This window comes from Pseudoalteromonas sp. SG41-5 (assembly GCF_014164495.1).
GTDB lineage: Bacteria > Pseudomonadota > Gammaproteobacteria > Enterobacterales > Alteromonadaceae > Pseudoalteromonas > Pseudoalteromonas rhizosphaerae.
Genome location: NZ_JACJFH010000047.1, coordinates 18,828 through 37,236, shown reverse-complemented (window position 1 = coordinate 37,236; position 18,409 = coordinate 18,828). Strand labels below are relative to the sequence as shown.

The window sequence follows — 18,409 nt, the reverse complement described above, 5'->3', positions numbered from 1 at the left end:
AACGCTATATAATAATTACAAATAAATGAGGTAATTAACTATTTTGAATTGGCAATCCTTAGTTGATAACCGTCAACGCTTTTTCTGGGTATTACAGATTGCGGGTTGGGTCGGTTATGCACTTGTTAACTACATTGGCTCTAAAGTCTTTGAGATGCGCGATATTTATGTATTTGTGATCGTACTCAATGCTTACGCCGGCTGTTTAATGACTGTGCCATTGCGTTATATGTATCGCAAAGCCTGGAATGCATCTCCTTGGGTTTTAATGTTAGTAGTGTTCGGCGCTTCGTACATTACAGGGACTTTATGGGCGGTAATACAAAAGTTCAATTTATGGGAGATTTATCGCCATGGCTATCGTCCTACAGAGTGGTTTTACTACCTACAACAAGGCTTAGATTCGGTTTATATTATTCTTTGTTGGAGTGGTTTGTACTTTGGCATTAAATATTATCAACTACTGCAAAGTGAGCGCCAAAAAGCCCTTAAAGCAACAACGATGGCGCATGAAGCACAACTGAAGATGCTACGTTATCAATTAAATCCTCATTTTTTGTTTAATACTCTTAATGCTATATCTACATTGATTTTGGTAAAAGAGAATAAAGATGCTAATTTAATGGTGTCAAAATTGAGCGACTTTTTACGTTATACACTCAATACCGATCCGATAAAGAAAGTCCCACTTGAACAAGAGTTGCATGCACTGATGCTTTATCTTGAAATAGAGCGAGTACGCTTTGATGAACGGTTGCAAGTGAATGTACAAATCAGTGATGAAGCAAAAAATGCATTAGTGCCGAGTTTAATATTGCAACCGATCATCGAAAATGCGATTAAATATGCGATAGCTCATCTGATCGAAGGTGGGGTGATTGATATTAAAGCACAAGTTTTTGCTAATGAACTATTACTGGAAGTAGGCGATAATGGCCCTGGTACTGAATTACTTAATGGCCAATTAGTTAATTCACAAGGGGTAGGGGTGGCAAATACGAAAGACCGCCTGAAAACTTTGTATGAAAATAACTATTCGTTTGTGTTATCACATAATACGCCAAGTGGATTGAAAGTGAATCTGCGCGTTCCGTTTGAGAAGGCTGTGAAGAAATGAGCAAGATTAAGACCCTGATTGTCGATGATGAACCATTAGCCCGTAGAGGCTTAGCTGTAAGACTAGAGGAGTTTGATGATATCGAAGTCATTAAATTATGTAGCTCTGGCCAAGAGGCAATCGATGCATGCCAAGCAGGGAAAATAGATTTAGTTTTTTTAGATATTCAAATGCCTGGAATGAATGGATTTGAGGTTGCCAGAGCACTCAGTGAAAGTGTCAGAGCGTTACCTGCTATTGTATTCGTTACCGCATTTGATCAGTTCGCAGTCAAAGCATTTGAGATCCATGCTTTAGATTATATCCTTAAACCAGTCGACGACAACAGACTAAAACAGGCGGTAGAAAAAGTGCATACCTACTTGAAGACGCAACAAGACAACGCCCATAAAAAGAAATTGGCGAGTTTTGTAGCTGGAATTACTGGTAATAATTGTGAAGAGATTTTGAAAAAACTGGCAACTGGCGATACATTAACAGATCGCCGTTACCCAGAATCTTTAGCGGTGAAAGAGCAGGGTGAAATAATCCGTGTACCTGTAGCGACAATTCAATGGGTTGATGCCGCTGGTGACTATATGTGTTTACATTGCCAAGATGGTCAAACGCATATTTTACGAAAAACAATGAAAGAGCTTGAACAGGAACTTGATCCTCAGCTATTTGTACGTGTACACCGCAGTGCAATAGTAAATACTAAACAAATTAGCAAGCTTGTAACTCAGGTAAGTGGTGAGTATTTATTAGTGCTTGATAACGGACAAGAATTAAAAGTAAGTCGTAGTTATCGCGATAAAGTAAAAGCTGCGTTAGCAAGTTAACTTAGAAACGGGCTCAATAGCTGTTATATAACGAAGTAAATTAAACCATGTGTTTTAAATAAAAAACGCGAGCCTTTGGCTCGCGTTTTTTTATAACTGCGTTAATTAAGCAACAGTAACAATTTTCATAGTGTTGGTTGCACCAATCGTTTCCATAGCATCACCATGAGTAATGATCACAGTATCGCCAGATTGTAATGAACCCGCATTCACAAGTGTGTTAAGGGCATCTTTTACCATGTTATCTTTTTCACATTGTGTTGAGTCAAAGAATACCGGGTAAACACCTCGATATAATGCTGTTTGACCAAGCGTACTGGCATGACGAGACAATGAATAAATAGGTAAGCCAGAGCTGATACGTGACATCAATTTTGCTGTGCTACCTGATTCAGTTAAAGTAATAATCGCTTTTACTGAATCTAAATGGTTTGCCGCATACATAGCTGACAATGCAATTGATTCTGCATTAGAAGAGAAACGGCTGTCTAAGCGATGTTTAGAAACGTGAGTTTCTTTTTGTGATTCTGCCCCTAAACAAACGCGCGCCATGGTTGCCACGGTTTCTTCTGGGTAATCGCCTGCCGCTGTTTCAGCTGAAAGCATTACCGCATCAGTGCCATCAAGGACTGCGTTGGCAACATCCATAACTTCTGCACGGGTTGGCATTGGGTTATCGATCATTGATTCCATCATTTGTGTTGCTGTGATCACGGTACGGTTAAGTGAGCGAGCACGACGGATAATGAGTTTTTGTTTACCCATTAAGGCAGCATCACCAATTTCAACACCTAAGTCACCACGAGCAACCATCACCGCATCTGAGGCAAGAATAATATCATCAACTGCTTCTACCGTTTCAACGGCTTCAGCACGCTCAATTTTAGCTAAAAGCTGTGCTTTAGAGCCTGCAGCTTCAGCTAGTGAACGCACATAACGCATATCGTCGCCACTGCGTGGGAACGATACTGCGATATAATCAACATCAATTTCTGCTGCAGTTAATAAATCTTCTTTATCTTTATCAGTGAAGGCTGGAGCAGTTAAACCACCACCTAAGCGGTTGATGCCTTTATTGTTAGATAACACGCCACCAACAGTTACTGTGGTATGCACTAAATGACCTTCAACATTTACTACTGTTAATTGAATTAAACCATCGTTTAAAAGTAGTAAGTCACCAGGGGCAACATCTTGTGGTAATTCTTTATAATCAATACCTACGGCGTTGATATCGCCTAGGCCTTTTTCCATTTTTGCATCAAGAATAAATTTTGCACCAACAGATAGCGTTACTTTGCCATCTTTAAATGTCGATACACGAATTTTTGGGCCTTGTAGATCGGCTAAAATAGCAATGTGCTTGCCTAGTTTTTTGGCAATGTCACGCACAGCTTGGGCACGGTCTTTGTGATCTTGTGCAATGCCGTGTGAGAAATTCAAACGCACTACGTTTGCACCAGCACGGATTATTTTTTCTAAGTTGTTATCTCGATCGGTTGCAGGTCCAAGGGTCGCGACTATTTTTGTGCGTCTAAGCATCAAATTCTCCTGTAGGCTTACGATGTTGTAAGCAGGTTGACGGTTTTTCGTTATTTATAGGTGTTAGTTTAACTGACACGCATAATACAGTTTTTACTGACAGCAAATAGCGCGTTGACATCAAGGTAACGTGTAAAGCTGTCATTATTTTATACAAAAAAATTATGACCACATTATGACACCGGTGTCAGGTCTCGTCAATGCTCGACTCAGAAATCCATATCAGGAAAATTTATCGCCCCGAGGCAACGGTTGTTTGATATAATCACTGTATCTTGCGTGTTTGTCTTGCGCAAAGCGTTGTATCTGTTGTCTAGGCTCGCATTTTTAAGTGGCTTGGGTATATAATGCGCGCGGTATTATTTCATTTACTAACCAATAGTTGTTACCGAGGAGGACACTAAATGCAAGTTGCATTAGTAGGGTTAGGCGTTATGGGTAAAAATCTTGCTCTCAACTTGATTGAACAAGGGATGACGCTAGTAGCTTATGATAAAAACCCAGACGCGGGCGAAGAGCTATTAAGCTGTGCTAAATTACAAGGCATGGCAGATCGTCTGCACATTGTGTCTGATTTAGGTGATATGGTAAAACGGTTAACGCCGCCTCGCTCAATTTTGTTATTAGTGCCAGCGGGTGAGTTAGTCGATACAGTTTGCAGCGATTTAGTTGATGCAGGCGTTGATTGTGACGATATTATCGTCGATTGTGGCAATAGTAATTATAAAGACGGTATTACTCGTAAACTTAAATATCAAAATAAATTTGAATTTGCCACGATGGGTATTTCTGGCGGTGCCGAAGGCGCGCGTCATGGTCCTGCGATGATGGCAAGTGGTTCAGAAGGCGGCTGGGAACGCGTTGAGCCATGGTTTGAAAAAGTAGCAGCAAGCTACAAAGGTGAATCGTGTTTTGCCCGTGTTGGTCAATCAGCCAGTGGTCACTTTGTAAAAATGGTGCACAACGGAATTGAATATGCATTAATGCAACTAATCGCAGAAATGTATCAATTATTACGCTTAGGCACTAACCGCACTCCACATGAAGTTGCAGAGATTTTTAATCAATGGTCTGAAGGCACACTCAATAGCTATTTATTATCTATCTCAAGTCATATTTTATCGTTAGAAACCGATGCGGGTGAAGCGTTAGTTGATTTGATTGATAATAAAGTTGGCGCGAAAGGCACGGGTTTGTGGACGGCACAAAATGCATTAGAACTGGGTATCGCCGTTCCTTCATTGGTTGCAGCTGTGCAAGCGCGTCACTTAACCAATACTGGTGACACACATGCAGCGAAAGAAATGACGTATGCAGCTAAATCAACTTCACAGGTTGAATTAGATTTAGATGAACTTAAAGATGCCTTCTTGTTTGCAAGTTTACTGGCTTATCGTCAAGGCCTTGCGCTGATCAAAGGTGCATCACGTGCACATCAATGGAAAGTCGATTTATCTAAAACACTGCAAACGTGGCGTGCTGGTTGTATTATCCGTGCTGATTACTTAGATAACATCGCTGAAGGTGTTGAGTTTATCGACACTTTAGAAAAAGAGTCATTAGCGCTGCGTAAAATAACAGGTCAAGCAATGATGACTGGATTAGCATTTCCGGTACTTAGCTCAACGCAAACGTATTTTGCGACGTTGACGACACCAAGCAATGGTCATCTAGTACAAGCACAGCGAGATTATTTTGGTGAGCATGGCATTAAAACTCATAGTGGTGAGGTATGTCATTTAACTGATTTAGTAGAGATTGACGCGAAAGTACGTTAATTAGACCAATAGGTTTAAATGAAAGGCACGCTAATTAGCGTGCCTTTTTAATTTAAAAAATAGTTTTTATTATAAAGCGCTCAGCTTATCTACTTAACTCACCACGTAAGTTGTCTTGCATTAAATGGCGAATAGTTTCAATTTCAAGCTTTTGGCTAAATAAGTAATGTAATTTAGTTAAGCATGCCTCTAAGGTCATATCGTAACCGCTGATCACACCAATGTTAAGTAATGCGTTACCAGTTGCATAGCCGCCCATATTTACATGCCCTTTTAAGCACTGGGTTAAATTGACGATAACCATTCCGCGCTTACTTGCGCTGGAGAGGATCTCTAAAAAGTCTGGATCTTGTGGCGCATTGCCCACACCAAAGCTCAATAATACGAGGGCTTTGATATTGTCGTTTACCAGACTTTTAACTACAGCATGACTGATCCCTGGATACAAGTATAAAACACCAATAGGTTGCGGCGTGATGTTGGTGACTTGTAGCTCATTTTCAACATACGGGCTTAACTGGCCTTTTAATAATTGAATATTAATACCTGATAGTGCTAATGGATCTAGGTTAGGGGATGCAAAGGCATCAAAGCCATCGGCATGCGCTTTAGTCGCACGATTACCGCGAAATAATTGATTATTAAAAAATAAACTAACCTCAGCAATCGGATAATTAGCCGCTAAATACATCGCATTAAGTAAATTTACTTGGCCATCAGAGCGCAATTGCGACAGTGGAATTTGCGAGCCTGTCACTATCACTGGCTTTGTTAAGTTTTCAAACATAAAGGACAAAGCAGATGCGGTATACGCCATGGTATCTGTGCCATGAAGCACGACAAAGCCATCATAATCTTGGTATTTACTTTTAATATCATCTGCGATTAGTTGCCAATGAGCAGGGGACATGTCTGATGAGTCAATCAGCGGGCAATACTCGTGAATATCGAATAAGGGCATTTCATCACGATTAAATTCGGCATTGTTTTCTACGGTTTGTGTTAAAAAACCTTCAGCGGGAATATAGCCTCGACTCGATTTTTTCATCCCAATTGTACCGCCAGTATATGCGATATAAATACGTTTACGTTTCATAAAAAAAGCCCAGTAAAAAAACTGGGCTTAGTATAACGGTTAGTTGCTGCGATTACAGCCTATACACTATTTATTGCGAAATATTACACACTAAGCAGCGGGCATAAATGCCTTGCGGATCGTTGTAATCTTTTAGACCTTCAACCTCAGTTGTTAATTGCTTAACTAAACCATTGATAGATGCTTGGTTTGAGAGTGCGTTTTGTAGCGTACTTTGTGAGCCAATTAGCGATCTAATCGATGCATTTCCAAAAATATCCTGCATTAATTTCTCTTCCGCCGATAGACTCTGCTTAATGGTTTTAACTTCATAAAAATCAAGCTTAGCCAGTTCAGCTGCCGCTTTGATAGCGTCTTGCTTATTGCCTAATTTGTCAACTAAGCCAAGCTCTTGCGCTTGACTTGCAATCCAAACACGGCCTTGTGCAATAGAGTCAACTTGCTCAGGGGTCATATTTCGTGCTTCACCAACAACCTCTAAGAAGCGTTGATAAGCATCTTCTACACTTAGTTGAATAACCTGTGCCATTTTTTCATTAAGCGGGCGAGCGATTGATAGACCAGCCATTTCAGTTGTGGCAACGCCATCTGAATAAACACCTAATTTAGCCATGGTGTTTTCAAAGGTCATAAAGTTACCAAATACACCAATTGAGCCGGTAATTGTGCTCGGTGCTGCCCAAATTTCGTTGGCAGCAGAGGCAATCCAGTAGCCGCCAGAAGCTGCTACTGAGCTCATTGAAGCAACCACTGGTTTACCAGCTGCTTTAAGAGCAAGTACTTCAGCACGAATAACTTCAGAGGCAAACATACTGCCACCGCCAGAATCAATACGCAGTACAACCGCTTTTACTTTATCATCTAAGCGTGCTTTACGTAGTAAGGCCGCTGTAGAGTCACCACCAATTTCACCGGCTTTACGTTCGCCGTCAGAGATAGTACCGCGTGCAACCACAACGGCGACTTTTTCTGTCATTGGGTTATCAAACTCAATCGGCGGTTTAACCAATGAGAGATATTCTTTAAATGATACTTGGTTGAAGGTTTTGCCCGTTTCTTCAGTGCCTACTAAGGCAATTAATTGTTGACGCATTTGTTGATTGGTTTTTAAAGAATCAACCCATTGATGTTCAAGGGCATATTTACCTGAATCGCCATTAACTGCTTGCATTTTAGCCAGAAAAACGTCCATTGTTTCATCAAAGTTTGCTTCATCAAATGGGCGCACAGCGGCAACGTCTTGTTTGTATTCTTTCCACAATGCACCTAGCCATACATTATTAGCTTCTTTTGCTGCATCTGACATATCGTTACGAATAAACGGTTCAACAGCCGATTTAAATGTACCAACACGGAAAATATGCTGAGTGATACCGAGTTTTTCAAGCGCATCTTTAAAATACAATGGGTACATGCCAAAGCCTTGGATCTCTACACCGCCATAAGGGTGCATCGATATTTCATCAGCGTGCGCAGCAATGTAATATTGTGCTTGTGAGTAATAATAACCAGAGGCAATTACTTTTTTGCCGCTCGCTTTAAACCGCTCTAACGCTTGAGTGATTTGTTTTAATTTATTTAAATGCGCGTTAGGCATTTTTTGTAAATCCAGCAAAATCACACTAATGCGTTTATCTTCAGTGGCTTGATCAATTACTTCGATAATATCATCAAGTAAAATTTCAGCCGGCTCGTCGTTGCCCTGTGTTGCATCATTGATGGCAGCTTCAATTGGATCAACGTAAACTTTTTCTTCTACGATTGGACCATTGAGGTTTAGCCTGAGCACCGATGTGTCAGCAACATTGATTTCATTGTCATCGCTTGCGATTGAAACAATGAAAAGAATAACGAGTAACACAAATAAAAAATTGAGGACTAAACGACGAGAAAAGTTAATTCCTGCCCACAGTCCTTTAAATAGCTTTGCAATCAAAATAAATCCTTAGTCTGGTACAACTTATATCTGTCACCATCTTAGCCCAGAATAAAAATTAATTTAACTGTTAAATCGTAACTAAGTATTTATGAGCGAGGTTTTAACCGTGAGAATGTGAAAATATTAGCTAATTTATCGCTTTTGTTGCTTATTGCTTGCCAATCGAGCAAAATTGGCTAATGTATAGAGGTTAGACCAGTTCATTGGGGCAGAGGATGTTAGAACAACAATTACAATTGAAACACACACAGCTACGTAACCGTTTGGTAATGGGCTCAATGCACACGGGGCTTGAAGAGGGATGGCATAATCGAAAACGCCTGCGTGCTTTTTATGAAGCGCGCGCTAAAGGTGGTACTGCGATGCTCATTACGGGGGGCTACAGTCCTAATTTGCGTGGCAAATTAACCCCAATCTCATCGTCTTTTAATAGCTATTATGATGTGTTTAAGCACCGTGCATACACTGATGTTGTCCATCAACACGGCGGTAAGATTTGCTTACAATTATTACATGCTGGACGTTATGCGTATCATCCATTTAATCAAGCACCAAGTGCAATTAAAGCACCTATTAACCCATATCAACCCAAAGCAATGTCGCTCAGTGCAATAAAAAAAACCATCAAAGACTTTGCTCATTCCGCCTATTTAGCACAAAAGGCAGGCTACGATGGCGTTGAAGTGATGGGCTCAGAAGGTTATTTGATTAATGAGTTTATGGCACCGCATACCAATAAACGCTCAGATGAATACGGTGGAAGTTTAGAAAACCGTATGCGTTTAGCGTTAGAGATAGTCAAAGCTGTACGTGCCAAAGTAAATAAAGAATTTTTAATTATCTTTCGATTATCGGTGATGGATTTAATTCCTAATGGGTCAACACCTGAAGAGGTTACGATCCAGGCCAAAGCATTAGAGCAGGCTGGAGTTGATATTTTAAATACTGGCATAGGCTGGCATGAAGCACGAGTACCTACCATTGCGAGTATGGTGCCAGCAGGTGCATTTAAAGAAGCTTCAAAACGTTTAAAAGAAGTGGTATCGGTTCCTGTCATTGCTGTAAATCGTATTAATACTCCTGAGATTGCCAATGAAATTTTAACTGCAGGGGATGCAGATCTGATTTCGATGGCACGACCACTATTAGCCGATCCAGAATTTTTTAATAAATATCAAGCACAACAAAGTAAACACATTAATATTTGTATCGGCTGTAATCAGGGCTGTTTAGATCATGTATTTAAAGGTAAACGAGCAACATGCTTAGTGAATCCTCAAGCGGGGTTTGAGCTAGATTATCCTCTTGAGCTGACCAACAAGGCTAAAAATGTGTTGGTTGTAGGTGCTGGGCCTGCGGGCTTATCTGCCAGTTGTTACTTAGCGCAAAAAGGCCATACGGTAACGCTGATTGATAAAAATACAGATATGGGCGGCCAATTTAATTTAGCGATGCGAATTCCTGGTAAAGAAGATTTCAATCATACCTTGCGTTATTTTATTAATGAACTTGAACGTCTGAAGGTCACGGTAACACTCAATACTCCTTTTACCGATAAAATGCTTGAGCAATACGATGACGTGGTGTTTGCAACGGGTGTGCGCCCGCGTGAGGCAAACTTTACCTGCGCGGATAATAAACGTGTTTTTTCATACGATGAAGTTATTCGAGGCGAAGTTGAATTAGGGCAATCGATTGCAATTTTAGGTGCCGGCGGCATTGGCTTTGATATGGTTGCTTTTTTAAGTGAACATAAAGACCAAAGTATTGCTGATTTTAAATCGCAGTGGGGAATTGAGTGTCAGCCAAGTCCAGATAAAGATAATCGTCAATTGTTTATGCTAAAACGCAGCGCCGGGCGTTTTGGCAGTGAGCTTGGTAAAACAACGGGCTGGATACATCGTCAAGTTGCAAAGCAACATGGTGTAAAACAGATCGCTGATTGTCAGTATCATCATTTTGATAAGCAAGGTCTAAAAATTACTGTGGCAGGAGAGGAGCAGGTGCTACCTGTTGATACAGTGATCGCTTGTATCGGGCAAGTCTCTAATAACGAATTAATGTCGGGGTTAATCGATAATCCTAAAGTACATGTAATTGGCGGGGCCAAATTAGCATCAGCAATTGATGCAAAACGAGCTATTTATGAAGCGCTTCAGGTCGCGCGTAAAATTTAACTGAAATAAACTTTTAATCGTAGCGGTCTTTGTTTAATACATTACAAAAGACTAGACTGCTACGATGAATACATTGATCACACTATATAAAACTTCCCTCCAAAAAATAGCCATTTTTGATGGTATCCCTGCTTTACTATTTAGACTGATACTGGCGCCAGTTATGATCATCGCAGGTTATAACAAGCTAAATATCAGTGGTAATGGTAATGGGTTTTTTGAATTCTTTTTAGCTTCTCCAGATGTTGTTGCTTGGTTTGGTAACCCAGACTGGGGCTTAGGCTTACCTTTTCCTGATTTACTGGCTTTTTTAGCTGGCTGGAGTGAATTTCTCGGTGGCTGGCTGCTCTTAGTTGGTTTATTAACCCGTCTGGTTAGCATACCGCTGATGTTTACTATGGTCGTTGCCGCAACCTCTGTACATTGGCACAATGGCTGGTTTGCGATTGCGCCGACAGATCCAGATACCAGTGCTGCACAAGTACTTGATTGGTTGGCGATCCCCGGTGCAAAAGAAAGTTTAGATAATTCTCGTGAAGTAAAAGAACGTATTGAGAAAATTCGAGGACTTGTACAAGAACATGGTTTCCCAGATTACCTTTATGAAAAGGGTAAACCGTCGATTTTGAATAATGGCATTGAGTTTTCAGCAATTTATTTTGCGATGTTATTGAGTTTATTTTTTACCGGCGGTGGGCGTTTTGTTAGCCTTGATCACTGGTTACGGAAAAGATTCGAATAATCTAAATCTCTACCTGTCAGTTTGCGACGCCCGTCGCAAACTTTCTAACTTTCAAACTTTCTCAGCAATCCCTATCAATGCTATGCTAGTTTCTTTTTTAATTAGAGAATCGCTATGGACGCTATTGAGCTTTTATTGACTCGTCAGTCAGATCCTCGACTGATTGCACCTGCCCCAAACAACAGTCAACTTGATATTATTAAACAAGCAGCGCTTCGTGTGCCTGATCATGGTTGCCTTGCGCCTTGGCAATTTATTGTTGTTGCAGAAGATGCGCGAGAACGACTCGGCGAAATTTATTATCAAAGTGCAGTTGCAGAACAACAAGATGAAAAAGTCATTAATCGTGCCAAAGAGTTACCGCTGCGTGCACCGATGATAATCATTGCCATTGCCAAATATCAAGCGCACCCAAAAGTACCGCGTATCGAACAAGTACAAAGTGCTGGTTGTGCTGTGTTAGCTATGCAACAAGCAGCTTTTGCGCAGGGACTTGGTGGTGTCTGGCGTACTGGTTACTTTGCGCAAAGTGAGGCGGTAAAAGCGGCGTTAAAGCTTGATAATGAAGATGAGATTGTCGGTTACCTGTATTTAGGCACTCCAGAAGTGGACTGTAAAAAGGCTGTTCGTCATAGCCCAGAACACTTTTTCACACACTTATAGTTGCCAAAACGTAATTAATTGGAACTTTGTCGTGTTATTTCAGTCAGAGTGCATTAAGGCTACCTTTGTTATTATCTTTAGGTAGCTTGGCTGTCTGAAGCGCTTGGATGCAATAACCCTCAATACAATGGTTTGTTATTTTTCTGCAGTTTGTTAATGTATGGAGTGTCTTAATTAGAATAACAACAAGAAGACGAGGATAATGGGAAATTTATTTTTACGTGAAAAAGAAAAATGGTTAACGTGGTCCTTATGGGGCTTTGTTGGTGCGGCTATCACTCTTTACACAGCATTTAGTACACAGACTCCTCATTTAATCGCGATCTCATCAACTGCTATTGTGGTTATCTTAGCGTGGTGGATGCAACACACAAGACGATTTGATTTTGGTAGAGCGTTTAAAGTGTGTTGTTACGTGTTGTTTGTGAGTATTTTACCCGCTTTTGTATTGGTGCTTGTACCAAGTGATGATCTAAACCGCTTTGATTTAATCTTTCAGAGCTTAAGTTTTGTAACTTTTAGCTTATTAGTCTGCTTACTGTGTTCGTGGGTCGCGAAACGTCCAAAACAGTATTATTGATGTATTTTTAAGCGCTTCGAGTAATTGTAACGATTAATTTGAACTTTTTTACTTTTAGGGCTTTACAACAAGGCGGCTAACCCCTATTATCCGCGCCGTACGGAGAGATGGCAGAGTGGTCGAATGCACCGGTCTTGAAAACCGGCAGGGGTTTATAGCCCCTCTAGGGTTCAAATCCCTATCTCTCCACCATATTTAAAAAGCCGCCTTATGGGCGGCTTTTTGCTATCTGGAGTTTAAGATGTCACAGCAAAATCAATTAAACACCACACAACGGGTGCTAAAACACATACTGTTATGGTCGGTGTTTGGCTACTGTTATCACAGTGCTATTAACTTACTCGTTAAAATGGCGATGGATGCACAACCAGAGCATGTATTGCTCACAGCTATGCTTTACTGCCTAGGCTTTAATCTATTAGCTGGGCATTTAATTACTAAATATGATAAATACTGGCCAGAAATTGCGGCAATATTTATTGGTTGTATCGGTTTATTAGTCGTGCCGGTGTTATTAGTTGGTACGCAGGCATTACTGAGTCGTCCATTACTTGCTGGTATTTTAATCAGCTTGCCAATCTTGACTTTTGCTGTGCGATTAATAAAGCGAAAACTCACTAAAAACTAGCTCTAAAGAAGCCCAAAAGGGCTTTTTTTTATGATAGCATAGGCGCGTCTTTTAACTGATACCAGCGTTATTAAGCTTGGTATAAACAAAACGTGAAACATATTATGTCAGATAATTTTACTACAGATGCTGAAAAAGCAAGTTACGGTATTGGCCTACAGATGGGTGAGCAACTTAAAGCTAACCCTTTCGAAGGTTTAAACTTAAATTCAGTATTTGCAGGCATGAAAGATGCGTATGTGGGCGGCGATTTCCAAGTTGAGATCCCTGAGATCCAAGCTGCATTCGAAAAAATCAACACTGAAATCCAAGCACGTCGTGAAGAAGAGGCGAAAGTACTTGCAGCTGAAGGCATTGCATTCTTAGAAGAAAATGCAAAACGTGCTGAAATCACAGTGACTGAGTCTGGTCTTCAATATGAAGTACTAGCAACAGGTGAAGGCAACAAGCCAACTGCTGAGTCAACAGTGCGTGTTGATTATCACGGTACACTTATCAACGGTACTGTATTTGACAGCTCTTATGAGCGTGGTCAACCTGCTGAGTTTCCAGTTGGTGGCGTGATCAAAGGCTGGACTGAAGCATTACAAATGATGCCTGAAGGCACCAAATGGCGTATCTATGTTCCTCATGAGCTTGCTTATGGAGAACGTGGTGCCGGTGCTGCAATTGCACCATTCTCAACACTGGTATTTGACGTTGAGCTACACGAAATTCTTTAATTAGAAATTGAGTAATAAAAAGCCGCGCTAATAACTATTAGCGCGGCTTTTTTATGGTTATTTACTGAGTTCAGAAATAACCACGTAGACCAATTCTAAAGTTACGCCCGGGTAGTGGCGCTTCATCTTTAATAAATGAACTATGTACAAAACCCAGTTCATCCGTAATATTATCAACGTTGATATAAAACTGTGTATCTACCGGACCGACACTTAATTGGTAATTTGCTTGCGCATCAAACAGTGTATAGCTATCAGTTGCGGTTTCATAAGCCGTAATATCACGTTGTTCAAAGTAGTGTGTGCCAGTTAAGCTGAACTGCCAATCACTGATATTATACTGTAATTCTGAACCTAACTTATTTGCCGGAATACGCGGTAAATACCCTTCATCATCAGCAAGTTTTGCAGTGGTTGAGTCACCAAATACTTTTACCATCGCATTTGAATTTAATTGATAATGTGCGTCAAATTCAATGCCGTATAATTTCGCATCTTTACTGACAAATTGATAAACAGCCATACCATCATCGTGGCCAGGCTCTGCAGCTTCAAGGCCGTGCTCTTCATCAAACACTAACCCCGTGTTCTGCTGATAGTAAAAATTGGCAATGTCGTTATAGAAAAAGTTAACCGTATAACCAAAATCGCCACTAAAGCGTCTAAAGCCAAAATCAATATTGGTTGATGTTTCTTGTTTGATATTTTCAGGTTCGAAGTGAATTTCACCGTCTTCTATCGCGTAGCCTAAACCAAGCTCATAGGTGCCAGTTGCAATATGGACACCATTTGATAATAGCTCGGCTGATAACGGTGCGCGTTCAGAGTGTGACACGCTCAGCGCAATACTTTGTCCGGGTGTATATTGCCAAATAGCGCCTGCTGAAGCGCTCAGATTAGTAAAGCTTTTACTGTAAGGCGTTATTTCATTGGCATGTTCATCAGTATGATCATCTTCATGGTCATGGTCATGGTCATGGTCATGCGCAGCAGCACCGACATTACTATCAATATTATAATCTTCAATACGCGCACCTAATTCTAATGTCACGTCGCCAAACTGTTTTTCTTCGAGGATAAATAATGCATGAGTAGTCGTTTTGCTAGCGGGTGTGAAGGCTTCTTCACCATCGGCATCATAATCAGAGTCACTAAAATGATAACCAGCCATACCATGCCAATTACCTAACTTATGCTCAATATTTAAACGTGCTTCAGTGGTTTCATTACTAAAGATAGTACCGATCGCGCCATCTTCAATTTCAGCATGGCGATAATCAGTATAACCTAGACGTAAATTAATAGTTTCAATCCAGTTGTTGTGTAATGCATAGCTCATCAAACCTTGCCAGCGATCTTGTTCTACACGCGCATAAACGGCTTCTTCTTCGCCTTCATCATGCTCGTGTTCGTGATCATGGCCATGTTCATGTTCATGGCTATGTGCTGGAATACCGTAGTCGGTTTCAATACGGCCATAAGAAACACCTAGCGTTAAATGCTCACCTACATAGCTGGTACCAAAGTTAACGGTTTGGCTATCAATAAAGGTATTTTTTACCGAGGTGGCTGTTTCATGCTCTTCTTCGTCATGACCCTCATGATCTTCGTGCTCTTCTTCAGGTAAGTTAAAACGCGGAGTTTGGTAGTCATCACCAGTGCGTTTGGTACCGTCAAAATGGAAGTTAAAGTTGTTATGGCCCGTCTCAAGCTTGGCAGCATAGGTGTTGGCATTTGAAACCGTGTCATGGCTGTATTCAACAGCCCCAGTTAACTGCTCGATATTATCAGTTGGAATGCGGTTATCTACTACGTTAACTACGCCACCAATCGCGCCTGAGCCATAAAGTAGCGTAGCTGGGCCACGCAAAACTTCAATCTGTTCTGCAGCTAGGCTGTCATTCGATGTTGCGTGATCTGGGCCAATACGTGACGCATCGCTGCTGTCTAAGCCATTTTGGGTGATTTTAACGCGAGGGCCATCTAGGCCACGGATTATAGGGCTAGATGAAACAGGGCCAAAATAGCTGGCATTAACACCTGGAAGGCCTTTGAGCGTTTCGCCTAACGTGGGTTTTGCTTTATTGCGCAGTTCATCACCACTGAGTACACTCACTGGTGAAATCATCTCTAAGCTATTTTTATGCAGGGCAGAGGCATACACAACGACAGATTCAACTGACGTAGGTACAAGCGTGATATTTAGAGCAGAACTGGTTTCAGTTACTTGAACTCTAGCATCAACAAAATTATTTTTACTAATATGTAATTGGCTATTAGCATCAATATTAATACTAAATCGGCCATTCTCGTCAGTTTTAATTGACTGTGCTTTACCGTGTACGTGCACATCGGCATAGCTGAGTGGTTGCTTGTTATTGTCAAAAACTTGCCCAGTTACCAGCGCAGCATGAGCAGAAAAAGAGCTTAAAGCAGTGATAATTGCAGTTGATATTAATGAATGTCGGATCATGGTTACTACGTTGTTGCTATTATGTTGTGATATAATATAACACCATCATTTGTGCTGATCAATAATGTTATACCATAACTTTTAAAATAAACGTGCTTATATCAGATTGGGCTATACTCAATAGGAGTAACGGCGAGACTGGTGAATATTATGTCTGATAAAACACGTATTTTTAAAGCACGATTTAGCATAGCTGATCTGCGTCATCAGCGTAATCACAAAGAAATTTTTACCACAGCGTTGACTAAAAATGAAACACTGGAGCATTTTGTTTTAAAGCTGTTAGGCTATTGTATTTTATCTTATGACAGCCATGCAGTGCTTAATAAACTTGCTGATAAACTACAGCCAGATGTAGGAATTCAAGCGTTGGATGAACATTATAAAACCTGGTTAAGTGTTGATAAACCTGACCTTGATGAATTAGTTAAGATCGCTAAGCAAGTGGATGAATTATTAATTTTAACAACGGGCAATAGTGAATGGTTAACGCAATCTCAGTCACGGTTAAAGTTATTTGATAATAGCCATATTATTGAGATTGACCAGCAGTTTATTGATGATATTCAGGTGGATTTAACCCGCAGTTTAAATTGGGATGTAACCATAGATGAAAGTAGTTTAATGATCAGTGATAAAATACATTGCTATGAAACAAAGCAGTTTGACTGGCATTAACAAATTACTTCAAATTGAGAGTGATATTGCCATCGGGTTTACAGCAGCACAGCAGTACTTCTCCATCACGTACAAAGGCGAGTGGTTCTTCGTTATAGGTGACTTGCCCTGCTACTAGGGTTGCTCTACAGGCACCACAATATCCTTCTCTACACTGAAAAGGAATTTCATATTGCTGTTGTTCTAGGCAGTCTAAAAGGGAATGACAGCCAGTGTCAAAATCTACACACTGGCTATTATCTGCAAAGTGGATCTTTGCAGTTTTGTTGCTGGTCATTAGAGATCGAAGTCACCGAAATCAGAGGCATTAACTTGAGAGTCAATTTGGCCTACAAGGTATGAGCTGATCTCCGCTTCTTGTGGAGCAACTTGTACATTGTCTGACACTAACCATGAATTGATCCATGGGATAGGGTCACTGCTGGTTTTAAACTGTGTTGGTAAACCAACTGCAGTCATACGAGCATTAGTAATGTACTCAACGTATTGGCATAAAATATCTTTGTTTAAGCCAATCATTGAACCATCTTTAAACAGGTATTCAGCCCATTCTTTTTCTTGTTCAGCAGCATCAACAAACATCTTGATCGCTTCATCACGACACTGGGCTGCTACGATAGCCATTTCAGGATCGTCTTTACCATCTTGCATAATATTCAAAATATGCTGAGTACCAGAAAGATGAAGCGCTTCATCACGGGCGATCAGCTTAATAATTTTAGCGTTACCTTCCATTAATTCTCGCTCTGCAAACGCAAATGAACAGGCAAAGCTGACATAAAAACGGATCGCTTCTAAGATATTCACTGACATCATTGCAAGGTATAAAAGCTTTTTAAGTTCAAATAAACTGATATGAACTGTTTCGCCATTAAGTTCATGTTTACCTTCACCGTATAAGTTATACACAGCCACTTTATTAATTAATTCATCGTAATATTTAGTTACGGCATCAGCACGTTCACTGATCTTTTCGTTACTAACAATATCATCAAAAATAAGCTCAGGGGCTTGGGTAACGTTACGAATAATATGTGTATATGAACGGCTATGGATTGTTTCACTAAATGCCCATGTTTCAATCCAGGTCTCAAGTTCTGGGATCGACACAATTGGCAGTAACGCAACATTAGGCGAGCGACCTTGCACACTATCAAGCAATGTTTGATATTTTAAGTTACTTAAAAAGATATGTTTTTCGTGATCAGGTAAAGCCTGAAAATCTAACCGATCTTTACTTACATCGACTTCTTCAGGACGCCAAAAAAACGATAGTTGTTTTTCAATTAGCTTTTCGAAAATAGGGTACTTCTGTTGATCATAACGCGATACGTTAACGGTTTGGCCGAAAAACATCGGTTCTTGTAGTTGGTTATTATGGTTTCGGCTAAAAGTAGTATAAGACATAAGATCACTCAAAAAACGAACAGGGCAAAGCGGGCGTATAGCCCGC

Annotated in this window: 16 protein-coding genes and 1 tRNA gene; 11 read left to right on the top strand and 6 right to left on the bottom strand. The window is 40.5% G+C overall.

Going from position 1 to position 18,409, the window contains the following annotated elements; all coding sequences use genetic code 11:
- The first annotated feature begins 43 nt into the window (after window positions 1-43).
- Window positions 44-1,117 (top strand): sensor histidine kinase, encoded by a 1,074-nt coding sequence (locus H5232_RS13440; protein ID WP_149982502.1) that lies wholly within the window; start codon window positions 44-46, stop codon window positions 1,115-1,117.
- On the top strand, window positions 1,114-1,938 hold the full coding sequence (locus H5232_RS13435) for a LytTR family DNA-binding domain-containing protein (protein WP_149982501.1): 825 nt from the start codon (window positions 1,114-1,116) through the stop codon (window positions 1,936-1,938). Before H5232_RS13440 ends, H5232_RS13435 begins: the two co-directional genes overlap by 4 nt.
- A gap of 105 nt (window positions 1,939-2,043) precedes the next feature.
- Here the strand turns inward: H5232_RS13435 and pyk are convergent, their stop codons facing one another.
- Window positions 2,044-3,480 (bottom strand): pyruvate kinase, encoded by a 1,437-nt coding sequence (gene pyk, locus H5232_RS13430; protein ID WP_149982500.1) that lies wholly within the window; start codon window positions 3,478-3,480, stop codon window positions 2,044-2,046.
- Window positions 3,481-3,884: 404 nt separating this feature from the next.
- Between pyk and gndA the strand changes: the two genes are divergently transcribed.
- Window positions 3,885-5,258 (top strand): NADP-dependent phosphogluconate dehydrogenase, encoded by a 1,374-nt coding sequence (gene gndA, locus H5232_RS13425; RefSeq protein ID WP_149982499.1) that lies wholly within the window; start codon window positions 3,885-3,887, stop codon window positions 5,256-5,258.
- 85 nt (window positions 5,259-5,343) lie between these two features.
- Here gndA and ansA read toward each other — a convergent pair whose 3' ends face one another.
- Complete coding sequence (ansA, locus tag H5232_RS13420) at window positions 5,344-6,354, bottom strand: asparaginase (RefSeq protein ID WP_149982498.1); 1,011 nt, start codon at window positions 6,352-6,354, stop codon at window positions 5,344-5,346.
- Between the two features lie 70 nt (window positions 6,355-6,424).
- Window positions 6,425-8,290, bottom strand: coding sequence for a signal peptide peptidase SppA (gene sppA / locus H5232_RS13415; protein ID WP_182717442.1), 1,866 nt, complete (start codon window positions 8,288-8,290; stop codon window positions 6,425-6,427).
- Window positions 8,291-8,508: 218 nt separating this feature from the next.
- On the opposite strand from sppA, the gene H5232_RS13410 reads away from it, so the two are divergent.
- The 7 genes from H5232_RS13410 (at window position 8,509) to H5232_RS13380 (ending at window position 13,805) form a co-directional block, all read left to right on the top strand.
- The gene (locus H5232_RS13410; protein ID WP_182717443.1) at window positions 8,509-10,470 is read left to right on the top strand and encodes an FAD-dependent oxidoreductase; all 1,962 of its coding nucleotides are present in this window, start codon (window positions 8,509-8,511) and stop codon (window positions 10,468-10,470) included.
- 64 nt (window positions 10,471-10,534) lie between these two features.
- Window positions 10,535-11,212 (top strand): DoxX family protein, encoded by a 678-nt coding sequence (locus tag H5232_RS13405; protein WP_149982495.1) that lies wholly within the window; start codon window positions 10,535-10,537, stop codon window positions 11,210-11,212.
- A gap of 114 nt (window positions 11,213-11,326) precedes the next feature.
- Complete coding sequence (locus tag H5232_RS13400) at window positions 11,327-11,875, top strand: NAD(P)H nitroreductase (protein WP_182717444.1); 549 nt, start codon at window positions 11,327-11,329, stop codon at window positions 11,873-11,875.
- Window positions 11,876-12,077: 202 nt separating this feature from the next.
- Entirely contained in the window at window positions 12,078-12,455 is a 378-nt protein-coding gene (locus tag H5232_RS13395; RefSeq protein ID WP_182717445.1) for a hypothetical protein, read from the top strand.
- Between the two features lie 101 nt (window positions 12,456-12,556).
- Window positions 12,557-12,647: transfer RNA gene (locus H5232_RS13390), tRNA-Ser, on the top strand.
- A 49-nt stretch (window positions 12,648-12,696) separates the two neighbouring features.
- A complete protein-coding gene (locus H5232_RS13385; RefSeq protein ID WP_182717446.1) occupies window positions 12,697-13,083 on the top strand; it encodes a hypothetical protein in 387 nt (128 codons plus the stop codon).
- 104 nt (window positions 13,084-13,187) lie between these two features.
- Window positions 13,188-13,805, top strand: coding sequence for an FKBP-type peptidyl-prolyl cis-trans isomerase (locus tag H5232_RS13380; RefSeq protein WP_182717447.1), 618 nt, complete (start codon window positions 13,188-13,190; stop codon window positions 13,803-13,805).
- A 70-nt stretch (window positions 13,806-13,875) separates the two neighbouring features.
- Here the strand turns inward: H5232_RS13380 and H5232_RS13375 are convergent, their stop codons facing one another.
- On the bottom strand, window positions 13,876-16,278 hold the full coding sequence (locus H5232_RS13375; RefSeq protein WP_182717448.1) for a TonB-dependent receptor domain-containing protein: 2,403 nt from the start codon (window positions 16,276-16,278) through the stop codon (window positions 13,876-13,878).
- A gap of 150 nt (window positions 16,279-16,428) precedes the next feature.
- Here H5232_RS13375 and H5232_RS13370 point away from each other — a divergent pair, with 150 nt between their 5' ends.
- Window positions 16,429-16,956: a YaeQ family protein gene (locus H5232_RS13370; protein ID WP_182717449.1), complete on the top strand. Its 528-nt coding sequence runs from the start codon at window positions 16,429-16,431 to the stop codon at window positions 16,954-16,956.
- Between the two features lie 4 nt (window positions 16,957-16,960).
- On the opposite strand, the gene yfaE is transcribed toward H5232_RS13370, so the two are convergent.
- Both yfaE and nrdB read right to left on the bottom strand, forming a co-directional pair.
- Window positions 16,961-17,233 carry a class I ribonucleotide reductase maintenance protein YfaE gene (gene yfaE / locus H5232_RS13365; protein ID WP_145233207.1) on the bottom strand — a complete coding sequence of 91 codons (273 nt, stop codon included), beginning with the start codon at window positions 17,231-17,233 and terminating at the stop codon, window positions 16,961-16,963.
- Window positions 17,233-18,363, bottom strand: a complete 1,131-nt coding sequence (nrdB, locus tag H5232_RS13360) for a class Ia ribonucleoside-diphosphate reductase subunit beta (RefSeq protein WP_182831035.1) — start codon at window positions 18,361-18,363, stop codon at window positions 17,233-17,235. Before nrdB ends, yfaE begins: the two co-directional genes overlap by 1 nt.
- Window positions 18,364-18,409: the final 46 nt, after the last annotated feature.

Excerpts from the sequence above, each read along its gene's own strand:
- H5232_RS13410 (WP_182717443.1), top strand. The coding sequence starts at position 8,509 with ATGTTAGAACAACAATTACAATTGAAACACACACAGCTACGTAACCGT.
- H5232_RS13370 (WP_182717449.1), top strand. The coding sequence starts at position 16,429 with ATGTCTGATAAAACACGTATTTTTAAAGCACGATTTAGCATAGCTGAT.
- H5232_RS13385 (WP_182717446.1), top strand. The coding sequence starts at position 12,697 with ATGTCACAGCAAAATCAATTAAACACCACACAACGGGTGCTAAAACAC.
- H5232_RS13375 (WP_182717448.1), bottom strand. The coding sequence starts at position 16,278 with ATGATCCGACATTCATTAATATCAACTGCAATTATCACTGCTTTAAGC.
- ansA (WP_149982498.1), bottom strand. The coding sequence starts at position 6,354 with ATGAAACGTAAACGTATTTATATCGCATATACTGGCGGTACAATTGGG.
- pyk (WP_149982500.1), bottom strand. The coding sequence starts at position 3,480 with ATGCTTAGACGCACAAAAATAGTCGCGACCCTTGGACCTGCAACCGAT.
- H5232_RS13405 (WP_149982495.1), top strand. The coding sequence starts at position 10,535 with ATGAATACATTGATCACACTATATAAAACTTCCCTCCAAAAAATAGCC.
- H5232_RS13395 (WP_182717445.1), top strand. The coding sequence starts at position 12,078 with ATGGGAAATTTATTTTTACGTGAAAAAGAAAAATGGTTAACGTGGTCC.
- H5232_RS13435 (WP_149982501.1), top strand. The coding sequence starts at position 1,114 with ATGAGCAAGATTAAGACCCTGATTGTCGATGATGAACCATTAGCCCGT.
- yfaE (WP_145233207.1), bottom strand. The coding sequence starts at position 17,233 with ATGACCAGCAACAAAACTGCAAAGATCCACTTTGCAGATAATAGCCAG.
- H5232_RS13400 (WP_182717444.1), top strand. The coding sequence starts at position 11,327 with ATGGACGCTATTGAGCTTTTATTGACTCGTCAGTCAGATCCTCGACTG.
- gndA (WP_149982499.1), top strand. The coding sequence starts at position 3,885 with ATGCAAGTTGCATTAGTAGGGTTAGGCGTTATGGGTAAAAATCTTGCT.
- nrdB (WP_182831035.1), bottom strand. The coding sequence starts at position 18,363 with ATGTCTTATACTACTTTTAGCCGAAACCATAATAACCAACTACAAGAA.
- H5232_RS13380 (WP_182717447.1), top strand. The coding sequence starts at position 13,188 with ATGTCAGATAATTTTACTACAGATGCTGAAAAAGCAAGTTACGGTATT.